The organism is Methylovirgula sp. 4M-Z18 (assembly GCF_037890675.1).
Taxonomy (GTDB): domain Bacteria; phylum Pseudomonadota; class Alphaproteobacteria; order Rhizobiales; family Beijerinckiaceae; genus 4M-Z18.
Genome location: NZ_CP149574.1, coordinates 1074550 through 1097959, shown reverse-complemented (window position 1 = coordinate 1097959; position 23410 = coordinate 1074550). Strand labels below are relative to the sequence as shown.

At 60.0% G+C, this 23410-nt stretch carries 19 protein-coding genes; 7 read left to right on the top strand and 12 right to left on the bottom strand.

What is annotated here, in order from left to right; translation table 11 throughout:
- The first annotated feature begins 51 nt into the window (after positions 1-51).
- Genes V9T28_RS04980 through V9T28_RS04970 form a run of 3 tightly spaced genes read left to right on the top strand, consistent with a single transcriptional unit; the run spans position 52 to position 2903 of the window.
- On the top strand, positions 52-984 hold the full coding sequence (locus tag V9T28_RS04980; RefSeq protein WP_116401450.1) for a carbohydrate ABC transporter permease: 933 nt from the start codon (positions 52-54) through the stop codon (positions 982-984).
- 3 nt (positions 985-987) lie between these two features.
- Positions 988-1821 carry a carbohydrate ABC transporter permease gene (locus V9T28_RS04975; protein WP_116401449.1) on the top strand — a complete coding sequence of 278 codons (834 nt, stop codon included), beginning with the start codon at positions 988-990 and terminating at the stop codon, positions 1819-1821.
- 5 nt (positions 1822-1826) lie between these two features.
- Entirely contained in the window at positions 1827-2903 is a 1077-nt protein-coding gene (locus V9T28_RS04970) for an ABC transporter ATP-binding protein (RefSeq protein ID WP_116401448.1), read from the top strand.
- Positions 2904-3028: 125 nt separating this feature from the next.
- Here the strand turns inward: V9T28_RS04970 and V9T28_RS04965 are convergent, their stop codons facing one another.
- From V9T28_RS04965 to V9T28_RS04955, 3 genes are read right to left on the bottom strand one after another with little or no spacing between them, the layout of a single operon-like run.
- Positions 3029-6169, bottom strand: a complete 3141-nt coding sequence (locus tag V9T28_RS04965) for an efflux RND transporter permease subunit (RefSeq protein WP_116401447.1) — start codon at positions 6167-6169, stop codon at positions 3029-3031.
- Positions 6170-6183: 14 nt separating this feature from the next.
- Complete coding sequence (locus V9T28_RS04960) at positions 6184-7302, bottom strand: efflux RND transporter periplasmic adaptor subunit (RefSeq protein ID WP_116401446.1); 1119 nt, start codon at positions 7300-7302, stop codon at positions 6184-6186.
- 41 nt (positions 7303-7343) lie between these two features.
- A complete protein-coding gene (locus V9T28_RS04955) occupies positions 7344-9065 on the bottom strand; it encodes an efflux transporter outer membrane subunit (RefSeq protein WP_245424134.1) in 1722 nt (573 codons plus the stop codon).
- Between the two features lie 219 nt (positions 9066-9284).
- Between V9T28_RS04955 and V9T28_RS04950 the strand changes: the two genes are divergently transcribed.
- The 4 genes from V9T28_RS04950 to V9T28_RS04935 all read left to right on the top strand — a co-directional run bounded on the left by V9T28_RS04950 (position 9285) and on the right by V9T28_RS04935 (position 12713).
- The gene (locus V9T28_RS04950) at positions 9285-9863 is read left to right on the top strand and encodes a TetR/AcrR family transcriptional regulator (protein ID WP_199500180.1); all 579 of its coding nucleotides are present in this window, start codon (positions 9285-9287) and stop codon (positions 9861-9863) included.
- Positions 9864-9934: 71 nt separating this feature from the next.
- A complete protein-coding gene (pabB, locus tag V9T28_RS04945; protein WP_245424133.1) occupies positions 9935-11296 on the top strand; it encodes an aminodeoxychorismate synthase component I in 1362 nt (453 codons plus the stop codon).
- Complete coding sequence (locus tag V9T28_RS04940; protein ID WP_116401443.1) at positions 11293-11874, top strand: anthranilate synthase component II; 582 nt, start codon at positions 11293-11295, stop codon at positions 11872-11874. The genes pabB and V9T28_RS04940 overlap by 4 nt, the downstream gene beginning before the upstream one ends.
- Positions 11874-12713 (top strand): aminotransferase class IV, encoded by an 840-nt coding sequence (locus V9T28_RS04935; RefSeq protein ID WP_116401442.1) that lies wholly within the window; start codon positions 11874-11876, stop codon positions 12711-12713. The genes V9T28_RS04940 and V9T28_RS04935 overlap by 1 nt, the downstream gene beginning before the upstream one ends.
- 31 nt (positions 12714-12744) lie before the next feature.
- Here the strand turns inward: V9T28_RS04935 and V9T28_RS04930 are convergent, their stop codons facing one another.
- The 9 genes from V9T28_RS04930 to V9T28_RS04890 all read right to left on the bottom strand — a co-directional run bounded on the left by V9T28_RS04930 (position 12745) and on the right by V9T28_RS04890 (position 23410).
- On the bottom strand, positions 12745-13053 hold the full coding sequence (locus V9T28_RS04930) for a Dabb family protein (protein WP_116401441.1): 309 nt from the start codon (positions 13051-13053) through the stop codon (positions 12745-12747).
- A gap of 3 nt (positions 13054-13056) precedes the next feature.
- Positions 13057-14688 (bottom strand): GMC family oxidoreductase, encoded by a 1632-nt coding sequence (locus V9T28_RS04925; RefSeq protein WP_116401440.1) that lies wholly within the window; start codon positions 14686-14688, stop codon positions 13057-13059.
- A gap of 13 nt (positions 14689-14701) precedes the next feature.
- Positions 14702-15478, bottom strand: a complete 777-nt coding sequence (locus tag V9T28_RS04920; protein ID WP_445242162.1) for a 3-ketoacyl-ACP reductase — start codon at positions 15476-15478, stop codon at positions 14702-14704.
- A complete protein-coding gene (locus V9T28_RS04915; protein WP_116401438.1) occupies positions 15466-16983 on the bottom strand; it encodes an FAD-dependent oxidoreductase in 1518 nt (505 codons plus the stop codon). Before V9T28_RS04915 ends, V9T28_RS04920 begins: the two co-directional genes overlap by 13 nt.
- 273 nt (positions 16984-17256) lie before the next feature.
- A complete protein-coding gene (locus tag V9T28_RS04910) occupies positions 17257-18369 on the bottom strand; it encodes an ABC transporter ATP-binding protein (RefSeq protein WP_116401437.1) in 1113 nt (370 codons plus the stop codon).
- A gap of 5 nt (positions 18370-18374) precedes the next feature.
- Positions 18375-19304: a carbohydrate ABC transporter permease gene (locus tag V9T28_RS04905; RefSeq protein WP_116401436.1), complete on the bottom strand. Its 930-nt coding sequence runs from the start codon at positions 19302-19304 to the stop codon at positions 18375-18377.
- Complete coding sequence (locus V9T28_RS04900; protein ID WP_116401435.1) at positions 19301-20242, bottom strand: carbohydrate ABC transporter permease; 942 nt, start codon at positions 20240-20242, stop codon at positions 19301-19303. Before V9T28_RS04900 ends, V9T28_RS04905 begins: the two co-directional genes overlap by 4 nt.
- 357 nt (positions 20243-20599) lie before the next feature.
- The gene (locus V9T28_RS04895) at positions 20600-21844 is read right to left on the bottom strand and encodes an ABC transporter substrate-binding protein (RefSeq protein ID WP_245424142.1); all 1245 of its coding nucleotides are present in this window, start codon (positions 21842-21844) and stop codon (positions 20600-20602) included.
- Positions 21845-21910: 66 nt separating this feature from the next.
- On the bottom strand, positions 21911-23410 hold the full coding sequence (locus V9T28_RS04890; protein WP_116401433.1) for an aldehyde dehydrogenase family protein: 1500 nt from the start codon (positions 23408-23410) through the stop codon (positions 21911-21913).

The window sequence follows — 23410 nt, the reverse complement described above, 5'->3', positions numbered from 1 at the left end:
CAGACGAGAAGCAGCGCACGCCCGCATCCAAACTTGCCGAAGACGCGTCACATGATTTTTGCCTCAGCGGCCAATGCCCGCAACCAGCACTACAGCTCCTGGCAGCGCCTTGCCATTGCTGCCGAGCCCTATCTCTACACCTCGCCAGTCCTCATCTTGATTGCCGGCGTGATGCTGGTTCCACTCATCTTGGGCATTTCCTACGCCTTTCGCGATATCACGCTCCTCAATCCGATGAGCGGCGACTACATCGGCCTCGATCATTTCCGCGAATTGGCCGTTGACCCCTCCTTCCGCCAAGCGCTCATCAACACCGTATGGTGGACGCTGTCGTCCGTGATCTTCCAATTCATCTTCGGCTTCATCCTCGCGTTGCTCCTCGACAAGCCATTTGCCGGACGCGGCCTTGTGCAAGCGCTCTGCTTCTTGCCCTGGGCCGTCCCGAGTTTTCTCTCGGGCCTCGACTGGGCTTGGCTCTTCAACCCGATCATAGGTCCGTTGCCCGGCTGGATGTATCATCTTGGCATCACGGCGGCGCCGGACACGAATATTCTGGCCGATCCGTCGACCGCCATGTGGGGACCGATCCTCGCGAATGTGTGGTGGGGCATTCCTTTCTTCGCGATAACGCTGCTTGCGGCCATTCAGGCCATTCCAAAGGATCTCTATGAGGCGGCATCGATCGATGGCGCCAATGCGTTCGAACGTTTCCGCTCGATTACCTTGCCGCTGCTCGCGCCAACCATTGCCATCACGATCATGTTGCGCACGGTATGGATCGCGAATTTCGCCGACTTGATCATCGTCATGACCAATGGCGGACCGGCGGACAGCACGCAAATCGTCGCGAGCTACATCTTCACGCAGGCTTTCCGGCGCCTCGACTTCGGTTACGCTTCGGCGATCGCTCTCGTGCTGCTCGTTCTCCTGCTTGCTTATTCCATGCTCATCGTGTTGCTGCGGCAGAATATGAGAAAGGCCTGAGCGATGGGAAAAAAGTCCATTCTTCTCACGATCGCGCACCGGCTTGCTTTGCTCGCCTATGTGACCTTCGCTCTCTTCCCGCTCTATTGGCTGGTGAAGGTTTCGGTAACCCCTCCCAATCTCCTTTACACCGAGGGCGTTCGCATGTGGCCCTCCGCGACCTCGTGGCAGAGCTACGTTTCGGTCGTGAACCACACCGATTTCCCGCGCTATTTCATCAATAGCCTGACCGTCGCGGGCGGCACGGCTGCGATCACGACATTGCTGGCATCGCTGGCGGGTTATGCCATGTCGCGGTTCGTCTTCAGAGGCAAATCGCTGATCGTCGCCATCATGCTGCTCACGCAGATGTTTCCGCTCGTGATGCTGGTCGCGCCGATCTTCAAGATCCTCAAGCCGCTCGGCCTCGTCAACAGCCTACCCGGCCTCATCTTCGTCTACGTGACCTTCAACCTGCCCTTCGCGACATTCCTGATGCAATCGTTCTTCGATGGCATTCCGAAGGATCTGGAAGAGGCCGCGATGATCGATGGCGCAACGCGGTTCAGAGCTTTCCGCCAGATCATCCTGCCCTTGACTCTGCCAGGCATCGCCGCGACCCTCGGCTTCGTCTTCACGGCGGCCTGGAGCGAATTGCTCTTCGCGCTCATGCTGATTTCGCGCAATGACGCGATGACTTTTCCGGTCGGCCTGCTCTCCTTCGTCTCGAAATTCTCTGTCGATTTCGGGCAGATGATGGCCGCGGGCACCTTGGCGCTGATCCCCGCCTGTCTCTTCTTCCTCTTCATCCAACGCTATCTCGTTCAGGGTCTCACGGCCGGCGCGGTCAAAGGGTAAAGACTATGGCTTCGATAGATATTTCCGGCGTTCGCAAAACCTATGGCGCAGTCAAAGTGTTGCACGGCGTCGACCTCAAGATCGCCGAGGGCGAATTCGTCGTGCTGGTCGGACCCTCGGGTTGCGGCAAATCCACGCTGCTGCGCATGATCGCCGGCCTCGAGGACATCACCGACGGCGAAATCAAGATCGGCGGAAAACGCGTCAACGAACTCGCGCCGCGTGACCGCGACATCGCGATGGTGTTTCAGTCCTATGCGCTCTATCCGCATATGACCGTGGCGGAAAACATGAGCTACAGCCTGCGCCTGCGCAAAGTCGCGCAACAGAAGATCGCCAAGGCGATCGACGCCGCCTCGGCCAAGCTCGGACTGACCCCGCTGATGGAGCGGCAGCCGAAGGCCTTGTCCGGCGGCCAGCGGCAGCGTGTCGCCATGGGCCGCGCCATCGTGCGCTCGCCCAAGGCATTCCTGTTCGACGAGCCCTTGTCCAACCTCGATGCGCGTCTGCGCGAGCAAATGCGCGGCGAAATCAAGAAGCTGCATCAGGATCTCGGCGCGACCTCGATTTATGTGACCCATGACCAGATCGAGGCGATGACTCTGGCCGACCGGATCGTCGCGATGAACAGCGGAATCGTGCAGCAGGTCGGCAGTCCGCTCGACCTCTACGACCGGCCGGCCAATCTGTTCGTCGCCGGGTTCATCGGGTCGCCGGCCATCAATATCTGCGAAGGCATCTATCGCCGCACCGATGGCGCGGCGAAAGTCAGCATCGCCGATGGCTTGGAATTCCCCGCGCCGGCGTTGCACAGCGTTCCCCAGGGCGGAAAAGTCACCGTCGGCATCCGGCCGGAGCATGTGATCGTGACGCCGCCCGAGAATGCCGCGCTGAAATCCAAGATCGATCTCGTGGAGCCGACAGGGTTCGGCACGATCCTGCATCTGCACTTGTTCGGGACGCCGCTGAAAATCTATACGCTCGACCGCCATGTCGCGTCTCTCGGCACGACGGTCGGCGTAACCTTCCCAATTGAGAAAATCCACCTGTTCAAGCAGGACAGCGGCGAGCGTTACGCATAATATCAACGGTCCAAAGGTCGCTCTTTGCGACCTTTGGTATAAAACCACCGTCAGCAAACACCGCACAAAACAAAGCGCGCTCAATGCAAATTGAGCGCGCTTTTTGGCCTCGTGGAATAGTCGGCTTAGCCGTGCAATGCAGCGGCCGCTCCTTCCGCCTCCTGCATCTCGCGTTCGGCCTCGCTGACCTGCGAATGGTCCGCCGCAAGCACGAGATAGATGGCCGGTAGGACGAACAATGTGAAGAGCGTGCCGATCGACAAGCCAGAGGCGATGACGATGCCCATGTTGACGCGCGAAAGGGCGCCCGCACCGCTTGCCACCACCAGCGGCGCAACACCGAGCACCATGGCGCCGGTCGTCATCAGGATGGGTCGCAAGCGGATCGCCGCCGCCTCGATGATTGCTTCGCGCTTCGATTTGCCGGCATGCTGCAGCTCGTTGGCGAACTCGACCATCAGAATGCCGTGCTTGCTGATAAGGCCGATAAGCGTCACCAAGCCGACCTCGGTGTAGATGTTCAGGCTCACGGTGCCAAAACCGAAGAGGCTACCGATGCTACCGTCGAAGCCGAGCATGATGAACAACATCGCTCCGGCAACCGCCGTCGGCGCCGAACCGAAGATGATGATGAGCGGATCGCGGAAGCTCTCGAACTGCGCCGCGAGCGCCAGGAAGATGATGAGCACCGCGAAGCCGGCTGTCACCAAAAACCCGCCCGATTCCTGCACGTATTGCCGCAATTGGCCCGCGTAATCGATCGTATACTCGCTCGGCAGGGTCTTTTTCGCAATCTCTTGCAAAGTTGCCAATGCCTCGCCCTGCGAAACGCCCAGCGCCGCCACGCCTTGAATGGTGGCGGAATTCAATTGCTGGAAGTGATTGAGTGATTCCGGCACTGCCTTGGTAACCACATGGGCGACCGTCGAGAGCGGAATCGAGGCGCCCGATGCCGTGCTGATATAGTAATCGAGCACCTGATTCGGATTGAGGCGGAAGCTCTGCATCACCTGCGGAATGACCTTATAGGAGCGCCCGGCGAGATCGAAATAATTGACGTAATTGCCGCCGAGCATGGTGGCAAGCGCACTGCCAATGTCGCTTAAGCGCAAGCCGAGCTGAGCCACCTTATCCTTGTCGATGATGACCGTGGTCTGCGGATTGTCGATCTTCAGATCGGTCTGCAGAAAGAGAAACTTCCCTGTCTTGAGCGCCTCGGCGAGAAACTCCTGAGACGCGGGATTGATGCGGTCGAACGAGTCCGTCGATTGCAGTACAAATTGAATCGGGAGCCCGCTGGCGCCCGGAAGCGGCGGCAATTGATACGGTTGGGCTTGCTCGCCACTCACTTTCGCCAATTCCGGCGGCAGAATCTGCTGCTGGAATTGTGTTGCCGTCACCTTGCGTTCGTCCCAGGGTTTCAGCACCATGCCGGCGATCGACGAACCCGGCAGATCGAGCTGAAACACATCCTTGGTTTCTGGATGCGAGGCGAGGATCTTATAGACCTGATCCGAATAAAACAGCTTTTGATTGAGCGTCGCGTTCGGCGCAGGCGTTACGAACGCGATAAGGAAGCCCTGGTCCTCTTGCGGCGCGAGTTCCTGCTTGGAATGTTGGAGGAGCCAATACGTGAATGGCAGAACGAGCAAGGCGAAAACGACGGTCACGAGAAAATAGTTGAGGCTTCCCGTGAGCATCCGCTCATAGCGGTGCCGCAGCGAATCCATCCGCCGATCGATAAACCCGACGATGCGGTCGCTGAGAGAGGGATTTACTTCGTTCACCGGTTTCAGAATCAGGGCGCAACTCACCGGCGTCAGGGTCAAGGCAACCACCGCCGACACGGTGACGGCACCGGCCAGGGTGAAAGCGAATTCCGTAAAGAGCGCACCGGTCAAGCCGCCTTGGAAGCCGATCGGGACATAGACGGCGATCAAGACGATGGTCATCGCGATGATCGGGCCAGCCAATTCGCGCGCGGCCTTGATCGCGGCCGCAAAGGGTTTCATGCCCTCCGCCAAATGGCGGTTGACGTTCTCCACCACGATAATCGCATCGTCGACGACAAGCCCGATCGCCAGCACCAACGCGAGCAGAGTGAGAAGATTGATCGAGAATCCGAGCGCGAGCAGAATGATGAATGTGCCGATGAGCGACAAAGGAATGGCGACGACCGGAATGAGCACCGAGCGCCACGATCCAAGAAACAGAAACACCACCAGCGTCACGATCGCCAGCGCCTCGAACAGGGTGCGCACCACCTCGTAAATGGACGCATTCACGAACTCGGTGGAATCATAGACGATTTCGGAATTGAGGCCGGCCGGCTGCTGCGCCTTGATCTCGTCATAGGCCGCACGAACACCCTTAACCACGTTCAAAAGATTCGCAGCTGGCGCAACCTTAATGCCGATATAGACGGCGCGCTTGCCGTTAAAGCCAACCGAGGAGTCGTAGTCGTCGGAACCGAGGGTCACATTGGCGACATCCGCCAATTTGATATTGGCGCCGTTTACCTGCTTTACGACGAGATTGCGGAACTCGTCGAGCGAACGGAGATTGGTCGAAGCGTTCAAACTGGCCTGGACCAACATGCCCTTGGTGGTGCCAAGGCCGGCGATGAAGTCGTTGCTGGAGAGCGCGCTGGAAACATCGGCCGCGGTCAAATTGTAGGCCGCGAGTTTCACCGGGTCGAGCCATGCGCGCAAGGCGAAGGTCTTGCCGCCAAGAATTTCAGCCGTCTGAACGCCGTTGACCGTTTGCAGTTTCGGCTGCACGACGCGGATAAGATAGTCGGTGATCTGGTTCGCGGCCAGAGCATCGCTGCTGCTGTTAAAACCGATATACATCGCGTCAATCGTCTGGCCGACGCTCAGCTTCAGCACCGGTTGCTGCGTGCCGTTGGGCAATTGATTCAACACCGAATTGACCTCGGTGTTGATTTCGGTGAGCGCCTTGCCCGTATCGTAGTTGAGGCGCAGATTGGCCGTGATCGTGCTGACCCCAGTCTGGCTGGTCGAGGTCATGTAATCAATGCCGTTCGCCTGCGCGACGGCGTTTTCCAGCGGCGACGTGATGAAACCAGCGATAATGTCCGGATCCGCGCCGGCATAGGTGGTCGTGATGGTCACGACGCCATTTTCGGTGCGCGGAAACTGCAAGATGGGCAGCGAGAAAACCGCACGCAAGCCGACCACGAGAATCATCAAGCTGATCACCGCCGCCAACACCGGCCGACGAATGAAAAGATCCGTAAAAGTCATGAGCGCATGCCTGCTTATTGATCCACGGGTTTGGGATTCGCCTCAGCGGGCGGAACGTTGGAATTGTCGATTTTCACGAGAGAGCCGTTGCGCAGCTTCATCTGCCCACCGGTGACGACGGACGTTCCCTCCTCGATGCCCGACAGAATGGCGACTTGGTCACCCCGCGTCGCACCCGTCTTCACGAACACTTGCTTGGCGGTGATATCTGAGGTGCCTTCCTTCTGTTCGGTGACATAGACAAGGTTGCCGTAGGAATTGTAGACGACCGCCGTCTGTGGCAGGGTCACGTAATGCTCGACATTGCCGATGCTGATGTTCACCGTCGCATACATGCCGGGCAGAAGCTTGTGATCCGGGTTCTTGAAGAGCGCACGAATCTGCACGTTGCGGCTCGCCTGATCGACCCTGGGGTTGATCGCGGCAATCTCGCCGTCGAAATTGACATTCGGGAACGCGTCGACATGCGCCGTCACCTTCTGGCCCACCTTGACGGTATCCACCGCCTGCTGCGGCAGAACGAAATCGAGAAATACCGACTCGAGATCCTGCAGGGTGACGATTGCGGTGCCGGCACCGATATATTGGCCAAGATCGACCTGCCGGATGCCGAGGCGGCCGGCGAAAGGCGCTACAAGCGTCTTCTGATCGATCAGCGCTTGCTGCTGCGTGACCGCGGCATCGGCGCTCTTCTGATTGGCGATATCGGTATCGACCGTCGCCTGGCTCACCGCCTTGATCTTGAGCTGTTCCTGATCGCGGCGCAGATTCACGGCCGCCAATTCGGCAGTCGCTTTGAGCGAGGCAAGACGCGCCAGATCATCTTCTTTTCGCAGCTCGAGCAGGTCGTCACCGGCCTTCACATCGTCGCCGGACTGGAACTTGATCTGATCGACGATGCCGGCCTGCTGCAGCGACAAATCGGCGCCTTTGACCGCCCGGAACGTGCCAATGGCGGTGATTTTAGGCTGCCAATCGTCAGATTTGGCAACCGTTGCGGCAACAATCTGCGTTGGGTTGGCGAACTTGGCAAAGGTCTCTTTCATGAAATTGGCGCGCCAATTGACGAACCAATTCAGACCGAAGAAAACGACGCCAACAAGGACGAGCATGAAGATCATGCGCTTAATCATGGCTTAACTCCGAGCCTAATATGTATGAGCGCGACCGCGGCTTATTTCTTGTCGGCCGTTGCAGCTCTGATGCCGGCGACCAGCGGGATATTATCGACCGGGTCCATCGGCTTTGGCATTGATGCGGGCGTTTCATCAATGCGGTTCCACCATCCGCCGCCGACCGCCTGGAACAAGGCGGCAGAGTCGGCATAACGCGCAGCCTGCGCCCGCGCGCGGTTCACTTTGGCAGTCAACAGCGTCTGCTCCGCCGTCAGAACAGTTTGAAAGGTCGTCGATCCGGCGCTGAACTGCGCCCTCGCGATGTTCAAACTATCCGAAGAGGTGTTTTCCGCGTCCACTTCAGCCTTCAGCGTAGCGGCATCGGCTTGCACCGCGCGCAAAGCATCCGCCACATTCTGGAAGGCCGTGATCACGGTCGACCGATACTGTGCCTGCGCCGCGTCATACGCCGCCTGCGAAGCCTCCCGATCATGATATAGGGTGCCCGCATCAAAAATGGGAGCGGCGGCCGACGCACCGGCGCTCAGCGCCGCCGATTGGGCAAGGAAGAGTTTATCGGGTTTGAGCGCTTCCGTCCCAGCTGCGGCGCTCAGCGTGATCTGCGGCAACATATTGGCCGTTGCGACGCCGATTTTAGCGCTCGCCTGGTGCATCTGCGCCTCGGCGGCTTGAATATCGGGCCGCTGACGCACCAATTTCGACGGCAGGCTCACGGGCAACGACCGAGGCAGATTGAGCTGCGCCAGGCTCACCGATTCGCCGCGGTCCTGGCCCGGCAGGCGCCCCAGTAGCGCCATCAGTTGATTGCGGCCCTGGGCGCGCAGTTTCTGCAACGGCGGCAAGGTCGCGAGTGTTTGCGCAAGCTGAGCTTTTTCTGAGAGAACATCCGCCTGGCCGACGGCTCCGAGCTGGAATTGGCGCTCCAGCAGATCAACCTGCTGCTTCTGGGCGTTGATGATGTCCTGTGTGACTTTGATCTGTTCCGCATATGAAGCGTCATTGATCGCCGCCGTGACGACATTGGCGGTCAGCGACAGATAGGCGGCCTCGAGTTCGAAACGGGCGTTGTCAGCCGCAGCCTCGTCGGCCTCGGTGGTGCGCGCCACTTTGCCGAAAACGTCCGGTGAGTACGAAACAGGTACGTTGGTGTTGTAAAGGTTATAAAACCTAGCCCTGCCCGTCGGAGACGCTGCTGGCGGGACCCGCTGACGTGTGCCGCCAATGCTCGCCGAAGCGCTTGGGAAGAAGCCACCGGCATCCGCATCCGCAAGCTCCCTGGCCTGCCGCAAGGTCGCCTGAGCAGCCTCCAGGTTCGGATGGTTGGCAATCGACTCGGCGACAAACGCGTTAATCTGCTTTGAGTGGAACAGCGTCCACCATTCGCCCGGGACGTCTGCGCCGTACGCAAAAGTCTGGCCGCCGCCACCTGCGATGTCAGCCGAAACCGTCCCCTTGAGGGCCGTCGACGTATAACCCGACGCTTTGGGGGCTGCAGGAGACTGGAAATCCGGCCCAACGGTGCAGCCAGTCAGCCCCATTGCCACGAGGATCGAAACGCCGGATACGCCACGCAAAAGTCCACGCCACTCGGATTTCATCGATTTTTTACCGTTTTTCAAGGGCTTAGCAGCACCAGAAGAGACCAACGCGCACATTATTACATCCAATTTCTGACGGGATATGACAGGAGCCGCGGATATAGTAATGGACGGTTCAGTTTTAACTTGCGCGACGATGCAGTGAAGCGCATGGTATGTCAATACAAAACTGAACCGACCAGTTTTTTGCTGGCTCGGTTAAATATGGCGGAAGATTGTCACATCAAGGGCAGCGGCACCACCGCAGAGCGAATTACAATGAGCCTAACAACAAACTTATCCCCAAACTCGCTGGAGCATGGCGACGCCGCGCCGAAGATAGGACGCAAATGGGCGCAGGTCGAGTCTGTCGCGCGACGGCTTTTCCTCGAGCACGGATTCATGAATACGAGCATGGACGCGGTCGCGCGCGACGCCATGGTTTCGAAGGCGACGCTCTACGCTTATTTTCCCAGCAAGGAAGCGCTGTTCGCCCATCTGATCGCACAGGAATGCAACGAGAAGCAGGAACGCCTGCAGATCTTGGATCTCAACACGCACGATCTTGAAACCGCGTTACGCAGCTTTGCGCACGACTACGTCCGCATTTTTCTCGACGACGACAAGATGGCGTTTTTTCGGGTCGTCTCGGCGGAAAACGCCCGCTTTCCGGCCCTCTGCCATCTTTTCTTCGAGGCGGGACCAGGCAACAACATTCGCCGCATCGCCACTTTTCTCGACGACGCCAAAGCGCGCGGGCTGCTTGAGTTCGAGAATTCCTGCATTGCCGCGACCCAGTTCGTCAGCCTCGTTCGCGGCGAATTGCCGTTGTGCACAGCGCTCGGCATCCACCGTCCGACCGAAGACGAAATCGCCGAAGTGATCGATTCCGGCCTCGCCGTCTTCCTGAGGGCCTATGCACCGCGCACTCAGCGCGATAAGGAGAATTCCGCACGTCGGGTCGACGACGCTGCCGCCTAGGATCAGGACCTAAAGAACAGGGGCTCTGAACGCGGCGAGAACTCACGGGGAATCAGAAGGGCCCGCCGCATTTGAGCGTCATCGTCACCCCCTTGGACTGGCGCGATCCTTGCCACGTTGCAGGCCTGTTCGCCCATTGGCCGGCCATGGCTTTCCTCGACAGCGCGCTCATTCACGACGACCTGGGCCGCTATGCTTTCGTGACCGCGGATCCTTTTGCACGTTTCGCGATTCGTGACGGCATTGCGGAATATGACGGCAGACCGCTCGGCGGCGATCCGCTCGACGCCATGCGCCAAATCATGGCTCCCTTTGCCGCCCCCACGATCCCGGACTTGCCGCCTTTCCAAGGCGGAGCGATCGGCTTCTTCGCCTATGAATTTGGCATGGTGCTGGAGCGGCATTCCTTTCCCGACGCCGAAGCGCCGCGCTTTCCGCATGCCCTATTCGCGCTCTACGATTGGACCATCGCCTTCGATCGGATCGCGCAAAAATGCTGGCTCATTTGCACGGGTCATGGTCCGCAGCCGGCACACCAGCGGCGCGACGCGATTCTAAGTCGCCTTGCGGAAGCGTCGCGCCTCGCCCCGCGCGCGCCGATGCGCCTCGATTGGCGCGCCCTGTCGACGCAATCCGACCATGAAGCCGCCGTCGCGCGCACGATCGATTATATTCTGGCAGGCGATATATTTCAGGCGAATATCACGCGCCGATACAGCGCGTCCGTGCCGCGGGACTTCGACCCGTTTGCGTATTATTGCCAGTTGCGCGCAACCAACCCGGCGCCGTTCGCCGCCTATCTCGATTTTGGCGACATCACGATAGCCTCGAGTTCGCCCGAGCGTTTCATCAAGGTCGCAAAATCCCACGTGGAGACGCGGCCGATCAAAGGCACCGCGCATCGCGCCAAGGACGCAAGAGAGGATGGGCGGCGGGCTGACGCCTTGCAACATTCAATCAAGGACCGCGCTGAGAATGTGATGATCGTCGATCTCTTGCGCAACGATCTGTCGCGCGTATGCGAGGCGGGAACCGTCGACGTACCGGTTCTGTGCGGCGTCGAATCCTACGCGTCGCTGCACCACCTCGTCTCGGCCGTTACCGGCGAGTTGAGCGCCGATCACGACCGTTTCGACCTCATTCGCGCGGTCTTCCCCGGCGGCTCGATCACCGGCGCGCCGAAAATCCGTGCGATGCAAATCATTGCCGAGCTGGAGCGGCACGAGCGCGGCCCCTATTGCGGCACCATCGGCTATCTCGGCTTTGACGGGACCGTTGATCTCAACATCGCGATCCGTACCGTGGTGTTTCAAGGGTGCGAAGCATCCTTCGACGTCGGCGGCGGCATCACTGCTCTGTCGGATCCGCATGCCGAATATGACGAAACATTGCTGAAGGCCAAGCGCATTCTGGCCGCATCGGATCAGCGATGATCCTGATCATCGACAATTACGATTCGTTCGTCTTCAACATCGCACGGTATCTCAACGAGCTTGGTGAGACCGTCGAGGTGAAGCGCAACGACGCGATCGACGTGGCGGCCGTCCTCCGCCTTGCACCGCAGGCGGTCGTGCTGTCCCCAGGCCCATGCACACCGGATGAAGCAGGCATCTCGCTCGATCTCGTCCACGCTGCAAGCGGCAAGATTCCGCTGCTTGGGATCTGCCTCGGGCATCAGGCCATCGGCCAGGCGTTCGGCGGCACCGTCAAACGGGCGCGCCATCCGCTGCATGGGCAGGCATCGGCGATTGCGCATGACGGCACCGGCGTCTTCGCGGGCCTCCCCTCGCCGATGCATGTGGCACGCTATCACTCCCTCATCGTCGAATTGCCCGCAACCGCAAACGACCTGCGCGCAACAGCCCATGCAAATGACGGCGAGCTGATGGCGTTGGCGCATCTGACGCATCCGACCTTCGGTGTGCAATTTCATCCCGAATCGATCATCACCGAACAAGGCTATGCGCTGCTGCAAAACTTTCTGACAATCGCCCGCGACTGGAGGCAGTGATGATCTGGTTTGATGGTGCGGTTCAGACAGGGTCGCAAATTCCCGTCGATGCAGGCGACCGCGGCCTGCTCCTGGGCGACGGTCTTTTCGAGACGATCACCGTATTCGGCCATAAGCCTTTCGCCCTGCCCTACCATCTCGATCGTATCACCAGCGGCGCATCGATCCTCGGCTTTACCATCGACCGCGCGCTATGTGCGAAGGCGGTCACGGACCTCTGCGCCCATGCCGCCGATGGGCGCGGTGTCATTCGCCTCAATGTGACGCGCGGGCCGGGCCAGCGTGGCCTCTCGCCGCCAGCCGAGGCGACGCCGCTCATTTACGCATCGCTCGCGCCGTGGCGCCGCGACATGGCCTTTCAGTCGGTAAAGCTTAAGACCCTCACCCTGCGCCGCAACGAGACCTCGCCCCTCTCACGCATCAAGTCGCTCGCCTATCTCGACAATGTGCTGGGCCTGAAGCAAGCGAAGGAAGACGGCGCCGACGACGGTCTTTTCCTGAACGGCGCTGGCTATGCGGCCTGCTCGACCATGGCCAATCTCTTTGCGGTCAAGAACGGGGAGATGTTCACGCCGCCGCTGCGGGACGGCGTGCTTGCCGGAACGATCCGTCACCTTTTGCAAGTGCAGGAAGGCGAATTGAAAGTGCCTGTGATTGAGCGGCATCTGACATTGGACGATCTGCTCGAGGCCGACGAGATCTTTCTGACCAATTCGGTCCGTCTCGTGATGCCGGTCACGCGCCTCGACCATGTTGAATTTCCGCGGCATGCGATCGCGGCAAAGGTGTTCGAATCCATCCGTCAGAACATCGCGCGGGAATGCCAGGACGCCATTTGACGCAAGGCGACATCGCCTCTCGGCCCCGCGATCAACACGCGAGGTCGAACACCAAGATTCCGTCGATCCCGCCGACCGCATTGGCGACCAACTTTGCGCCGGCAGCCTTGTGCCGCTCGTCGTCCGCGTAACGCTTGAGCGCCTCCCAATCATCAAAATCCGCTACGAAGCCGTGCATATAGCCCCGCTCGATCTCTTCCGGGCTCTCGCTCTTCCCAGCAACGAGATGGCGAAACCCCGGGATGACGCCCCGCAGCGCCGCAAGCTCGGCAAAGATGGCCGCGATTGCTCGGTCCGAAACGTCGGCGCGGAAGCGGATGAGGACGATGTGGCGGATCATGAATTAAACTCTTCTATGGGATGATTGCAGGGACGCCGGCGGCAGCAATTGGCGGCCGAGAATGAGGTCAGCCCCCTTTTCGGCCACCATGATCGTCGGCGCATTGGTGTTGCAGGATGGCACGAGGGGCATGACGGAGGCGTCGCACACGCGCAGAGCCTCAAGGCCGCGCAGCTTCAGATCTGGCGTCACGACCGCCATGTCATCGACCCCCATCTTGCATGTCCCGACCGGATGGTGATCGGTCTTGCAATTGCGATAGGCATAGTCGCTCAAGCCTTCCTCGCTGTCGACGCCCGGCCCGGGCAAGCGTTCCGCGAGCACGAAAGGTTGCAGCGCCTTTTGCGCCATGATCTCGCGCGCCAGCCGCAGCCCTTCGAGCGACATTTGCTTGTCGTAAGGGTCGGCCCAGTAATTCGGATCGAGCAGCGGTGCCGCCGCGGGATCGGCGCTGGCCAACCGCACCGTGCCGCGCGAGCGCGGCCGCAAATGCGCCGAATTGAGCGTCACACCGGGATTGCTCATTCTGGCGACGCCGGCTTCGATGCCCGAGCCGAGCCCGAGATGAAATTGAATGTCGGGCGAGCGCGCATTTTTATCTGCGTACCAGAAACCGCCGGTCTCGAACAAGGTCGACGTCACTGGACCGGTGTTGAACAATTGATATTGCAACCCGGCCCAGATCGTGCGGTGCAGTTTGGCATAATTGTCGTAGGTGTACTCGCCCGTGCATTCGCAGATCACGAACAGATCCAAATGATCCTGCAGATTGCCGCCGACGCCAGGCAGATCGTGCACCGGCGCGATGCCGACCGACTTCAGATGATCGGCCGGACCAATGCCGGAGAGCATGAGCAAGCGCGGCGAGCCCATCGCGCCCGACGCGACGATGATTTCGCGGTCCGCACGCAAAAGCTCGCGGGTTTGGTCCTTTGCCACTTCGACACCGACCGCGCGGCCGTTTTCGACGACGATCCGGGTTACGAGCACATTGGTGCGCACGGTCAGATTCGGGCGGCCGCGCGCCGGCTTCACGTAGGCGCTTGCGGTGGAAGACCTTTTGCCATTGCGCGTCGTCAACTGATAATGGCCGATACCATCCTGCAGGGCGCCGTTGAAATCGTCATTGAAGGGAATGCCGTATTCCTGCGCGGCGCGAATGAAGGCATAGCTGATCGGCGGCGGATTGATCGGATAGGATACACCGAGCGGTCCGCCGTAACCGTGATAGGTGTTCACCAGGCGCTGATTGTCCTCGGCGCGGACGAAATAAGGCAGCACGTCCGCGTAGGACCATCCCGCGCAGCCGGCATCCGAGACCCAGGCGTCGTAATCCTTGGCATTGCCGCGCGTGTAGAGCTGCGCATTGATCGACGAGCCGCCGCCAATCACCTTGGCTTGCGTATAGCGGACAACGCGATCGTTAAGATGTTTCTGCGGCACGGTCTCCCAGCCCCAACTCGCCATGCCCTTCGTCATTTTGGCGAAGCCCGCCGGCATTTTGAACAGCGGATGCCAGTCGCTGCCGCCGGCTTCCAGCAACAACACCTTGATATTCGGGTCGGCACTCAGCCGGTTGGCGAGCACGCAGCCGGCTGAACCGCCGCCGGCAATGATGTAGTCGTAAGTTGCCATCTAGGGTCGAGCCTCACAAACGCGAAAGACTGAGGGCGCCATCGGCGTGGATGACGGAACCGGATGCGAAAGCGAAGGCCCCGCTCGCCAATTTTGCAACAATGGCAGCGATATCGGTGCCCTCGCCCCACCGTCGCATCGGCACCAGCCCGTCGCCGATCAAACGGTCGTATTTTTCCGTGACGCTCGCTGTCATGTCGGTGCGGATGATGCCTGGCCGCACGTCGAACACGGCGATATTCTCGGGCGCGAGACGTAGCGCGAGGCCCTTGCTCCACATGGCAAGGCCCGCCTTGGACATGCAATAGTCGAGCCGCTCGGGCGACGCGAGATCGGCGCTGACGGAGGTGATGTGAATGATGCTGCGGGGCTGCGCGGCATCGGGATGCGCAACCATCCAGCGCGCGACTTTCTGGGTGAGAAAGACGGTCCCACGCAGATTGACGCTCAACACCAGATCGAAATTCTCAGGAGCAAGATCGAGCAGATCGCCGCGGACGGGCGCGCCCATGCCGGCATTGTTGACCAGGCAATCGATGCGGCCGAAATGTGTCAGGACGTCGACCACGACGCGTTCTTGGCGAGCGAGATCAGCCAGATCGCCTTGCACATAGAATGCGTCAGCGCCGATGTCGTTCAATTGTGCGCGCGCGGCAGTAAATGCCTCTGCATCCTCTCGGTCGAGAACCGCAAGATCAAAACCATCGGCTGCAAGCTGTTTGGCGATCGCAAGGCCAATCCCGCGACAGGCGCCGGTCACGAAGGCAACAGCTCTGGTCATCCGGCAAATCCCGATGTGACCATGTGGTCGGCGACCCGCAGCGCCTGCGCCGCGATCGTCAATGCGGGATTGACGGCGGCGGAGGTCGGCAGAAACGACGCATCCACGACAAAGAGATTGGGGTGATCATGCGCGCGGCAGTAGATATCGAGTGCGGATGTCGCCGGGTCGGTCCCCATGCGCACCGTGCCGCATTGGTGGGAGGGCGTGCGGCGGTCGAAATCCTTGAACAGCACGATCGGATAGCCGGCTGCCCGCATCAACGCCTTGGCCTTGGCCTCCAATTTGCGGAACGCCGCCATATTGCTGCGGCGCCAATGCAGCACCACATCCGCGCCGTCGACCGTGATCCGGCTGTCGGGATTGGGCAGATCCTCGTTCATCACCAGCCAATCGACGGCATGCCGGCTCAGCCAATGGAGCGACCATTCCGGCGCGTAGCGCACTTGCGCTTTCAGGATCGGCGCCGTCACCCGGCCGAGCAATTGCAAATTGCCAAGCGGTTTTCCGCCGTTGCCATCATCGAAATAGAAATCGTTGACACACAGGGTTTTCTGATAAATCGAGTCGTTGACCGTACGCGGATCGACCGCGAGCATGGCGCTCGAATTGTGATTCATGAAATAGCGGCCGACCACATCGGAACGGTTGGCTATGCCATTCGGGCAAGCGTCGGTTTTCGATTGCAGCAACAGCGCGGCCGATTTCACTGCGCCCGCCGCCAGCACGACGAGATGGGCTTCGATCGTGCATTGCTCGCCGTTCTTTTCGTAATCGACGCCGATGATGCGTTTGCCGTCGGCGGCCACGCGCAGGCGCGAGACTTTGGCGCCCGTCACCAGCGTGAAATTGGGATTGGTCAGCGCTTGTTTCAGCGCCGCCGTCTCGGCATCGAATTTGCCCGTGCGCGCATCGGGATAGGCGTCCCAGGGCGTCTTGGCCCGTTTCAGCCAGCGCTCGATATCCACCGCAAGCGGCAGCGACGCCGGATGTAAGCCCAGCTTTGCAAGCCGTTGGCGCACGGCGGCAATCGCCGGTTCGTCCGGCACGGCGGCATGCGGATAGGCGCCGGTACGGCGCGGTTCAGTCGGATCTTCTCCGCCATTGCCGCGCACCTGGAAAAGTTGCTCGGCCTTCGCGTACCAGGGCTCAAGTTCGTCATAGGCGAAGGGCCAGGCGGGCGAGACGCCGCCCTCATGCTCCAACTCGCCAAAATCGCGCTCGCGATAGCGCAGCAACACCGCACCGAAAAATTTCGAATTGCCGCCAAGGTAATAATAATTACCTGGATTGAAGGCGCTGCCGTCCTCCTCCCGCCACATCTCCTTCGGGCGGAAAAAGCCGCGTTGGAAGATCGCTTTCGTGTCGCGGGTTTCGGACGTATCCGCCAATTGCTCGCCGCGCTCCAACATCGTGACTTGCACGCCGCTTGCCGCCAACCCCGCTGCCAAAGTGGCGCCGCCCATGCCTGAGCCGATGATGAGAACAGTCGAGTGGGCTGGATTCTGCGGCATGAAATCGCGCTGCCTTTCACCTTGGATTCCGATCGGCTGCTGGCGGGATGCCTTTAGGCCTCCCTTGGGCCGATTTCCTTATTATCCGCTATTTGGAACGTTCCAAATTCTAGATAACCTAAATTCCGCGAAGAGTCAAAGCATCTGCGGGAAAGTTATCGATGGGGTCGAATTCGGTCGGGTCCGCGCGACGCCTCCCCTCCCGTCACGGGCCTTGCGGTCGGCGGGAGCGGTGTGGCCGCGTCGCAATGCGCGGGTTCTTCAGTGCCCTTGCTACGCCAGGCGCAGGCCGCTTTCGGGATCGAAAATCACCGCCTTGGTGAGGTTGAACGAGAAGGGGATTCGCTGGCCCGGCTGCACCGCTGTTTCGGCGCGCATGCGAGCCACCACTTCCTTGCCGGCCGCGCGAGTGACGACGAATGTATCCGAGCCTGCCGGCTCAACCACATCGACCGCCGCCGTCACGGTCTCGATCAGCGCCGAGCCGCGATCGGCGCCATCGGGATCGGTAATCGCTTCGGGGCGGATGCCGAGAATGATCTTGCGGCCGTCATCGAGCTTGGTCTGCAGATTGGTGGGTACCGGCAAAACGATGTCGTCCTCGTTCTGGCGCGGTAGGCCCAGCACCGCGCGCCCGTTCTGGTGCGACACCTTGGCTTCCAGCAGGTTCATTGCCGGCGAGCCCATGAAATCGGCGACGAACAGATTGACCGGCCTGTTGTAGATCTCGGCCGGCGTGCCAACCTGTTGCAGAACGCCGTCTTTCAGCACCGCGATCTTGGTCGCAAGCGTCATCGCCTCGATCTGGTCATGGGTGACATAGACGATGGTCTTGCCGGTCGTCTGATGCAGGCGCTTGATTTCGATGCGCATGTCGACGCGCAGCTTGGCATCGAGATTCGACAAGGGCTCGTCGAACAGGAAGAGCTTCGGGTCACGCACCAGGGCGCGGCCCATGGCGACGCGCTGCCGCTGGCCGCCCGAAAGCTGGCTCGGCTTGCGCGCGAGAAGATGGCCGATTTGCAGCACTTTCGCCACCTTGTCCACCGCCGCCTGCCTCTCCGCCGCCGGCACGCCGCGCATTTCCATGGCGAAGGCGATGTTCTGCGCGACCGTCATGTTGGGATAGAGCGCGTAGGACTGGAACACCATAGCGATGTCGCGCTTCGAGGGATGTAGCCCCGCAACGGAGCGGCCAGCGATGGCGATATCGCCCGCGGTGATGGTCTCAAGCCCGGCAATCGTATTCAGCAAGGTCGACTTGCCGCAGCCGGAGGGGCCGATCAGCACGAGAAAGCCGCCCTCCTCCAGCGTGAGGTCGATATTCTTGAGGATATGAACCGGGCCGAAGCTCTTGCGGAGATTTTTGATTTCGAGAAATGCCATTCGCTTTAGCCTTTCACAGCGCCAGCCATCAGACCACGCACGAAATAGCGGCCCGCGACAATGTAAACGAAAAGGGTGGGAAGGCCCGCGATCATCGCGGCGGCCATGTTGACGTTGTATTCCACCGTGCCGGTGGAGGTGTTGACGATGTTGTTCAGCGCCACGGTCATCGGCATGATATCGCCAGTGCCGGCATAGGCGGATGCGAAGAGGAAGTCGTTCCAGATATTGGTGAACTGATAGATCACCGTCACCACGAAGATCGGCACCGAATTGGGCAACAAGATGCGGCGGAAGATCTGGAAGAAGCTCGCGCCATCGACCATCGCCGCCCGCACCAGCTCATTCGGGAAAGCTTCGTAATAATTGCGAAAGAACAGCGTCGTGAAGCCGAGACCGTAGACACAATGCACGAAGACGAGATGAACGGTCGAACTTTCGAGGCCGAACGAAAAGCCGATGTGGTCGCTGAACCATTGTCCCAATTCGTTAAAATGCCCCAGAATCGTCGCCATCGGCAACAGCACGGACTGAAATGGAATGAAGCAGGCGAACAGCATCAGACCAAACACGAGCGTATGACCGCGAAAGCGCCATTTCGTGAGCACGTAACCATTCAGCGCACCGACCATGGTGGAAATGAGCACCGACGGCACGACCATTTTGATCGAATTCACGAAATACCCCTTGATGCCGGCGCAGGTGAGACCAACGCAGGCCTCGTCCCACGCGCGCAGCCAGGGCTGAACGGTCGGGCTCTTGGGGAAGGCAAGCATATTGCCGCCCTGAATTTCGTCCATCGTCTTGAACGACGTCATCAGCATCACGAAGAGCGGTACGAGATAGACAAAGGCAAAGATCAGCAGCACCCCATAGATGAGGATGCGATTGATCATGTTGGCGCGCGCGGCGCCGGAGACCTGTGCGGCGCTCATTTTCCCTTCTCCCTCAGCTCGGAATAAAGATAGGGAACGATGATCGCGCTGATCATCATCAGCATGATGACCGCGCTCGCGGAACCGATCGCCATCTGATTGCGCTTGAACGTATATTCATACATGAAATTGGAGGGGAGCCAGGCAGAACCGCCCGGTCCGCCGGAGGTGAGCGCCACGACGAGATCGTAGGATTTGATTGCCATATGGGCGAGCACGATGAAGGCGGACAGGAAGACCGGCCGCAAAATCGGAATGACGATCCGGCGATAAAGTTGGAAGGGCGAAGCTCCATCGATTTCCGCGGCCTTCATCATTTCACTGTCGATGCCGCGCAGACCTGCGAGGAACATGGCCATCACGAAGCCCGAGGCCTGCCAGACGCCGGCGATGACGACCGTATAGATGCATCGGTCCTTGTTCTTGATCCAGTCGAAATGGAAACTCGTCCAACCCCAAGAATGCAGGGTTGCTTCAAGGCCGAGGCCCGGATCGAGGAACCATTTCCACGCAACGCCCGTCACGATGAAGGAAAGGGCCATGGGATAGAGATAGATCGGCCGCAGCACACCTTCGCCACGGATCTTCTGATCGAGCAGGATTGCGAGCAGAAGTCCAAGCCCCATGCAGATGCCAATATAGAGCACACCGAAAATGCCCATATTGACCATGGACGTGTACCAACTCGACGGCGGGTCGCTTTCGAAGGTCCAGTTCCACAAACGCTGATAGGCGATGCCGCCGGTCAACTCATAACTCGGGAACGTCCGCGAATTGGTGAAGGAGAGATAGATCGTCCAGAGAATGAATCCGTAAACGAACACGAGGACGATCGCGAAACTCGGCGCCAAAACGATCTTTGGCAGAGCATCCTGCATTTTCTCGCGAAGCGACGGCGCCGCTGGGGGGGAACTGGCATTGGCTATTGATATCGTCATCCGGCACCTGTTCGGCTCGACAACATATTCTTGCCTCCCGCAACGAAGGGGAGACGCCGGGGACGAAGCGCAATTTCGATCAGGGCACCAAAAGTTCCGGATGCTAGGCGCGGGGCCTGAGCCTCCTCAATTCGGACAGGCGCATGGCTCCCATTTTTATTTCTCGACCGCTGGCGAAAACGGATATCCGTTTTTGCGATCACTCTAGCTTCAGTCTTTGGGTCGCCGATCCGAAATCGCGCTTCGGTCTTCGGCTGCCTCCTCCCGCATCACAAACTGGGTATACCCGGCTTGTGCATCTTTAATGCTGAATTTGGGCAAGGCCAAGTTCAGTACGGGAGGAGGCGTCAACACGAACTACTTCGCGTCGTTGATCGCCTGAACGAGCTGCTTGACAGCTTCGTCCGAGGTCTTGATCTGGCCGTTGAAGAACTTGTCAACGACGTCCTTATACGCGTTGGCCACCGCTGGCGGCGCGCCATAGCCTTGTGCGAGCGAGCCGAACAAGGTGCCGCCTTCGTTCGCTTTCTTCAGGTCGGCAATGCCCTTCTTGCCACACATGTCGAAGTCCGTATCCGGCACGTCGACGCGCGCGGGCACCGAGCCCTTGACCACGTTGAACGCCGATTGGAAGCTCTTCGACAAGGTCGCCTTGGCGAGCGCAACCTGCGCGGCCTTGCGGTCAGCCGGCACGTCGAACATACCGAACATGTCAGAGTTGTAGATCACGCTGCCATCCGTGCCGGGGAAGCGCATGCAGACGAAATCCTTGCCCGGTTCCTTCTTGGCGGCGTGGAATTCGCCCTTTGCCCAATCGCCCATGACCTGCACGAGCGCATCGCCCTTGATCACCATCGCGGTTGCAAGGTTCCAGTCGCGGCCCGAGAAGTTCGGATCGACATAGGCCTTGAGCTTGGCCAGATTATCGAATGCCTTCTTCATCGTGTCGGACTTCAGCGCGGTCTCATCGAGATCGTTGAACGCCTTTTTGTAGAATTCAGGACCGCCGGTCGACAGGACGACCGAGTCGAACATCGTGGCTTCCTGCCAGTTCTGACCACCGAGCGCGAGCGGCGTCACGCCGGCCGCCTTGGCCTTGTCGAGCAGAGCGACGAAATCGTCAAAGGTCTTGGGCTCGGTGCCGCCGATCTTGTCGAGGACCGCCTTGTTGATCCACAGCCAATTCACCGAATGCACGTTGACCGGGGCGGCAACCCACTTGCCCTTGTAAACCGAGAATTTCTGCAACGCGGCAGGAACTGCCTTGTCCCAGCCTTCCGCCTTCGCGGTCTCGGTCAAATCGCCCATCTTGCCGGCTTCGGCGTAATCGAGAACCGTGTAGCCGAGCATTTGCGATGCGGTCGGGTAATTGCCTGCGGCAACCATGGCCTTCAGCGCCGTCATTGCCGCGTCGCCGCCGCCGCCCGCCACGGGCACATCCTTCCAATCGTAACCTTCTTTCTTGAGGTCTTCCTTGAGCACGTTCAGGGCGGCAGCCTCACCGCCCGACGTCCACCAGTGCAGCATCTGCACTTCCTTCACGTCGGCCGCGTGCAGGGTGACAGCCCCAAAAGCCAAGGCGGCGGCTGCAACGCCGGTCAAGAGATATTTAAATTTCACGTGAGTTCCCTCCACATTCAATGCTCGCCCCTTTAAGCCGAGCATTATTCAAGCATGATCAGGCAGCCACCGCGCCGTGCGGGGGCCTGCGTGAAAATGCAAGGTCTTTTCCTCAGTATAATCGGCAACGGAGTGGCGCCCGAGTTCGCGGCCAATGCCCGACTTACGATAGCCGCCGAACGGGAGTTCGGAAGCGCCATCCATGAATGTGTTCACCCACACCGTTCCCGCCCTGAGGTGACGACCCATCTTTATGCAGGTGCTGAAGTCCTGGCTCCAGATACTTGCCGACAAGCCGTACTCGCAATCATTGGCTAACGTAATCGCTTCTTCGGTTTCGTCAAATGTTAAAACGCTCAGCACGGGGCCGAAGAGTTCTTCCCGCGATATTGCCGATTTTCCAGTCACTTGGTCGACGATTGCCGGCGCCAGAAAATGCCCCCTGTCGGCAAAGAGCCGCTGGCCGCCAACGCGCAGCCGGGAGCCGTCAGAAACCGCTCCGGCGACATGACTTTCGATCTTCGCGAGATGATCGGCGGAGATCAAGGCGCCGACCTTGGTCGCCTCGTCGAGCGGATCGCCGACCGTCACATGCGGCACGCGACGCACCAATTCCTGAACGAATTCCTCGGCGATCCGGCGGTGAATGAGGAGCCGGCTTCCGGCATTGCAGCACTCACCCGCGTTAAAATAGGCGCCGAACATGACCGCATCGGCCGCCGCATCGAGATCGGCATCGGGGAAGATGATTTGCGGGTTCTTGCCGCCGAGCTCCATACTCACCTTTTTCAGGCTCGGCGCCGCGGCCGCCATGGTGGCCGACCCGACGCGGGTCGAGCCGGTAAAGGAGACCATGTCGACCCGCGGGTCGGAGGTCATCAGCGCGCCGACATCGGGGCCGGTGCCGGCAAGAATGTTGATGACGCCCTTCGGCAGACCCGCCTCCTGCAGGAGCTTACCGAGATAAAGGGTCGAGGCCGAGGTCATCTCGCTTGGCTTGACGACACAGGTGCAGCCTGCAGCCAAGGCGAAAGGCAGCTTCTGGCTGACGATCAGGAACGGAAAGTTCCAGGGCGTGATCAGGCTGACGACGCCGATCGGATCGCGCACCACCACGCCGAGTTTGTCGGGCCCGAGCGTATTGTAGCTGTCACCCGAAAGATCGCGGGCCAGCGCGGCGGCGTAAAGCCAGATATCCACCGCGCCTGCTAGCTCGCCGCGCGCCTGGGCGATGGGCTTGCCGCTTTCCAGCGTGTCGAGCAGCGCCAGATGATCCGCATCGCGCTCGATCAGGGCCGCCACCTTCAACAGATATTTCGACCGCTCGGCGCCGGTCAGCTGCGGCCACGACCCCTTGTCGAAGGCTTGCCGCGCAGCGGCGATCGCGCGCTCGGTTTCCGCCGCGCCAGCGCGGGCATAGCGGCTAATCAGCACCCCATGTGCCGGGCTTACGCGCTCCAGCGCCCGGCCGTCCGCCGCATCAACGAAGGCGCCGTCGATCAGCATCTGATAGTGCTCGGCCGATTTCGGTAACAGATTGGACAACAT

What these genes read in the sequence shown, in the direction of transcription:
- V9T28_RS04925 (WP_116401440.1), bottom strand. Translation starts at nt 14,688, where the DNA reads ATGGCAACTTACGACTACATCATTGCCGGCGGCGGTTCAGCCGGCTGC.
- V9T28_RS04940 (WP_116401443.1), top strand. Translation starts at nt 11,293, where the DNA reads ATGATCCTGATCATCGACAATTACGATTCGTTCGTCTTCAACATCGCA.
- V9T28_RS04935 (WP_116401442.1), top strand. Translation starts at nt 11,874, where the DNA reads ATGATCTGGTTTGATGGTGCGGTTCAGACAGGGTCGCAAATTCCCGTC.
- V9T28_RS04975 (WP_116401449.1), top strand. Translation starts at nt 988, where the DNA reads ATGGGAAAAAAGTCCATTCTTCTCACGATCGCGCACCGGCTTGCTTTG.
- V9T28_RS04915 (WP_116401438.1), bottom strand. Translation starts at nt 16,983, where the DNA reads ATGCCGCAGAATCCAGCCCACTCGACTGTTCTCATCATCGGCTCAGGC.
- V9T28_RS04890 (WP_116401433.1), bottom strand. Translation starts at nt 23,410, where the DNA reads ATGTTGTCCAATCTGTTACCGAAATCGGCCGAGCACTATCAGATGCTG.
- V9T28_RS04970 (WP_116401448.1), top strand. Translation starts at nt 1,827, where the DNA reads ATGGCTTCGATAGATATTTCCGGCGTTCGCAAAACCTATGGCGCAGTC.
- V9T28_RS04900 (WP_116401435.1), bottom strand. Translation starts at nt 20,242, where the DNA reads ATGACGATATCAATAGCCAATGCCAGTTCCCCCCCAGCGGCGCCGTCG.
- V9T28_RS04980 (WP_116401450.1), top strand. Translation starts at nt 52, where the DNA reads ATGATTTTTGCCTCAGCGGCCAATGCCCGCAACCAGCACTACAGCTCC.
- V9T28_RS04960 (WP_116401446.1), bottom strand. Translation starts at nt 7,302, where the DNA reads ATGATTAAGCGCATGATCTTCATGCTCGTCCTTGTTGGCGTCGTTTTC.
- V9T28_RS04950 (WP_199500180.1), top strand. Translation starts at nt 9,285, where the DNA reads ATGAATACGAGCATGGACGCGGTCGCGCGCGACGCCATGGTTTCGAAG.
- V9T28_RS04910 (WP_116401437.1), bottom strand. Translation starts at nt 18,369, where the DNA reads ATGGCATTTCTCGAAATCAAAAATCTCCGCAAGAGCTTCGGCCCGGTT.
- V9T28_RS04930 (WP_116401441.1), bottom strand. Translation starts at nt 13,053, where the DNA reads ATGATCCGCCACATCGTCCTCATCCGCTTCCGCGCCGACGTTTCGGAC.
- V9T28_RS04905 (WP_116401436.1), bottom strand. Translation starts at nt 19,304, where the DNA reads ATGAGCGCCGCACAGGTCTCCGGCGCCGCGCGCGCCAACATGATCAAT.
- V9T28_RS04965 (WP_116401447.1), bottom strand. Translation starts at nt 6,169, where the DNA reads ATGACTTTTACGGATCTTTTCATTCGTCGGCCGGTGTTGGCGGCGGTG.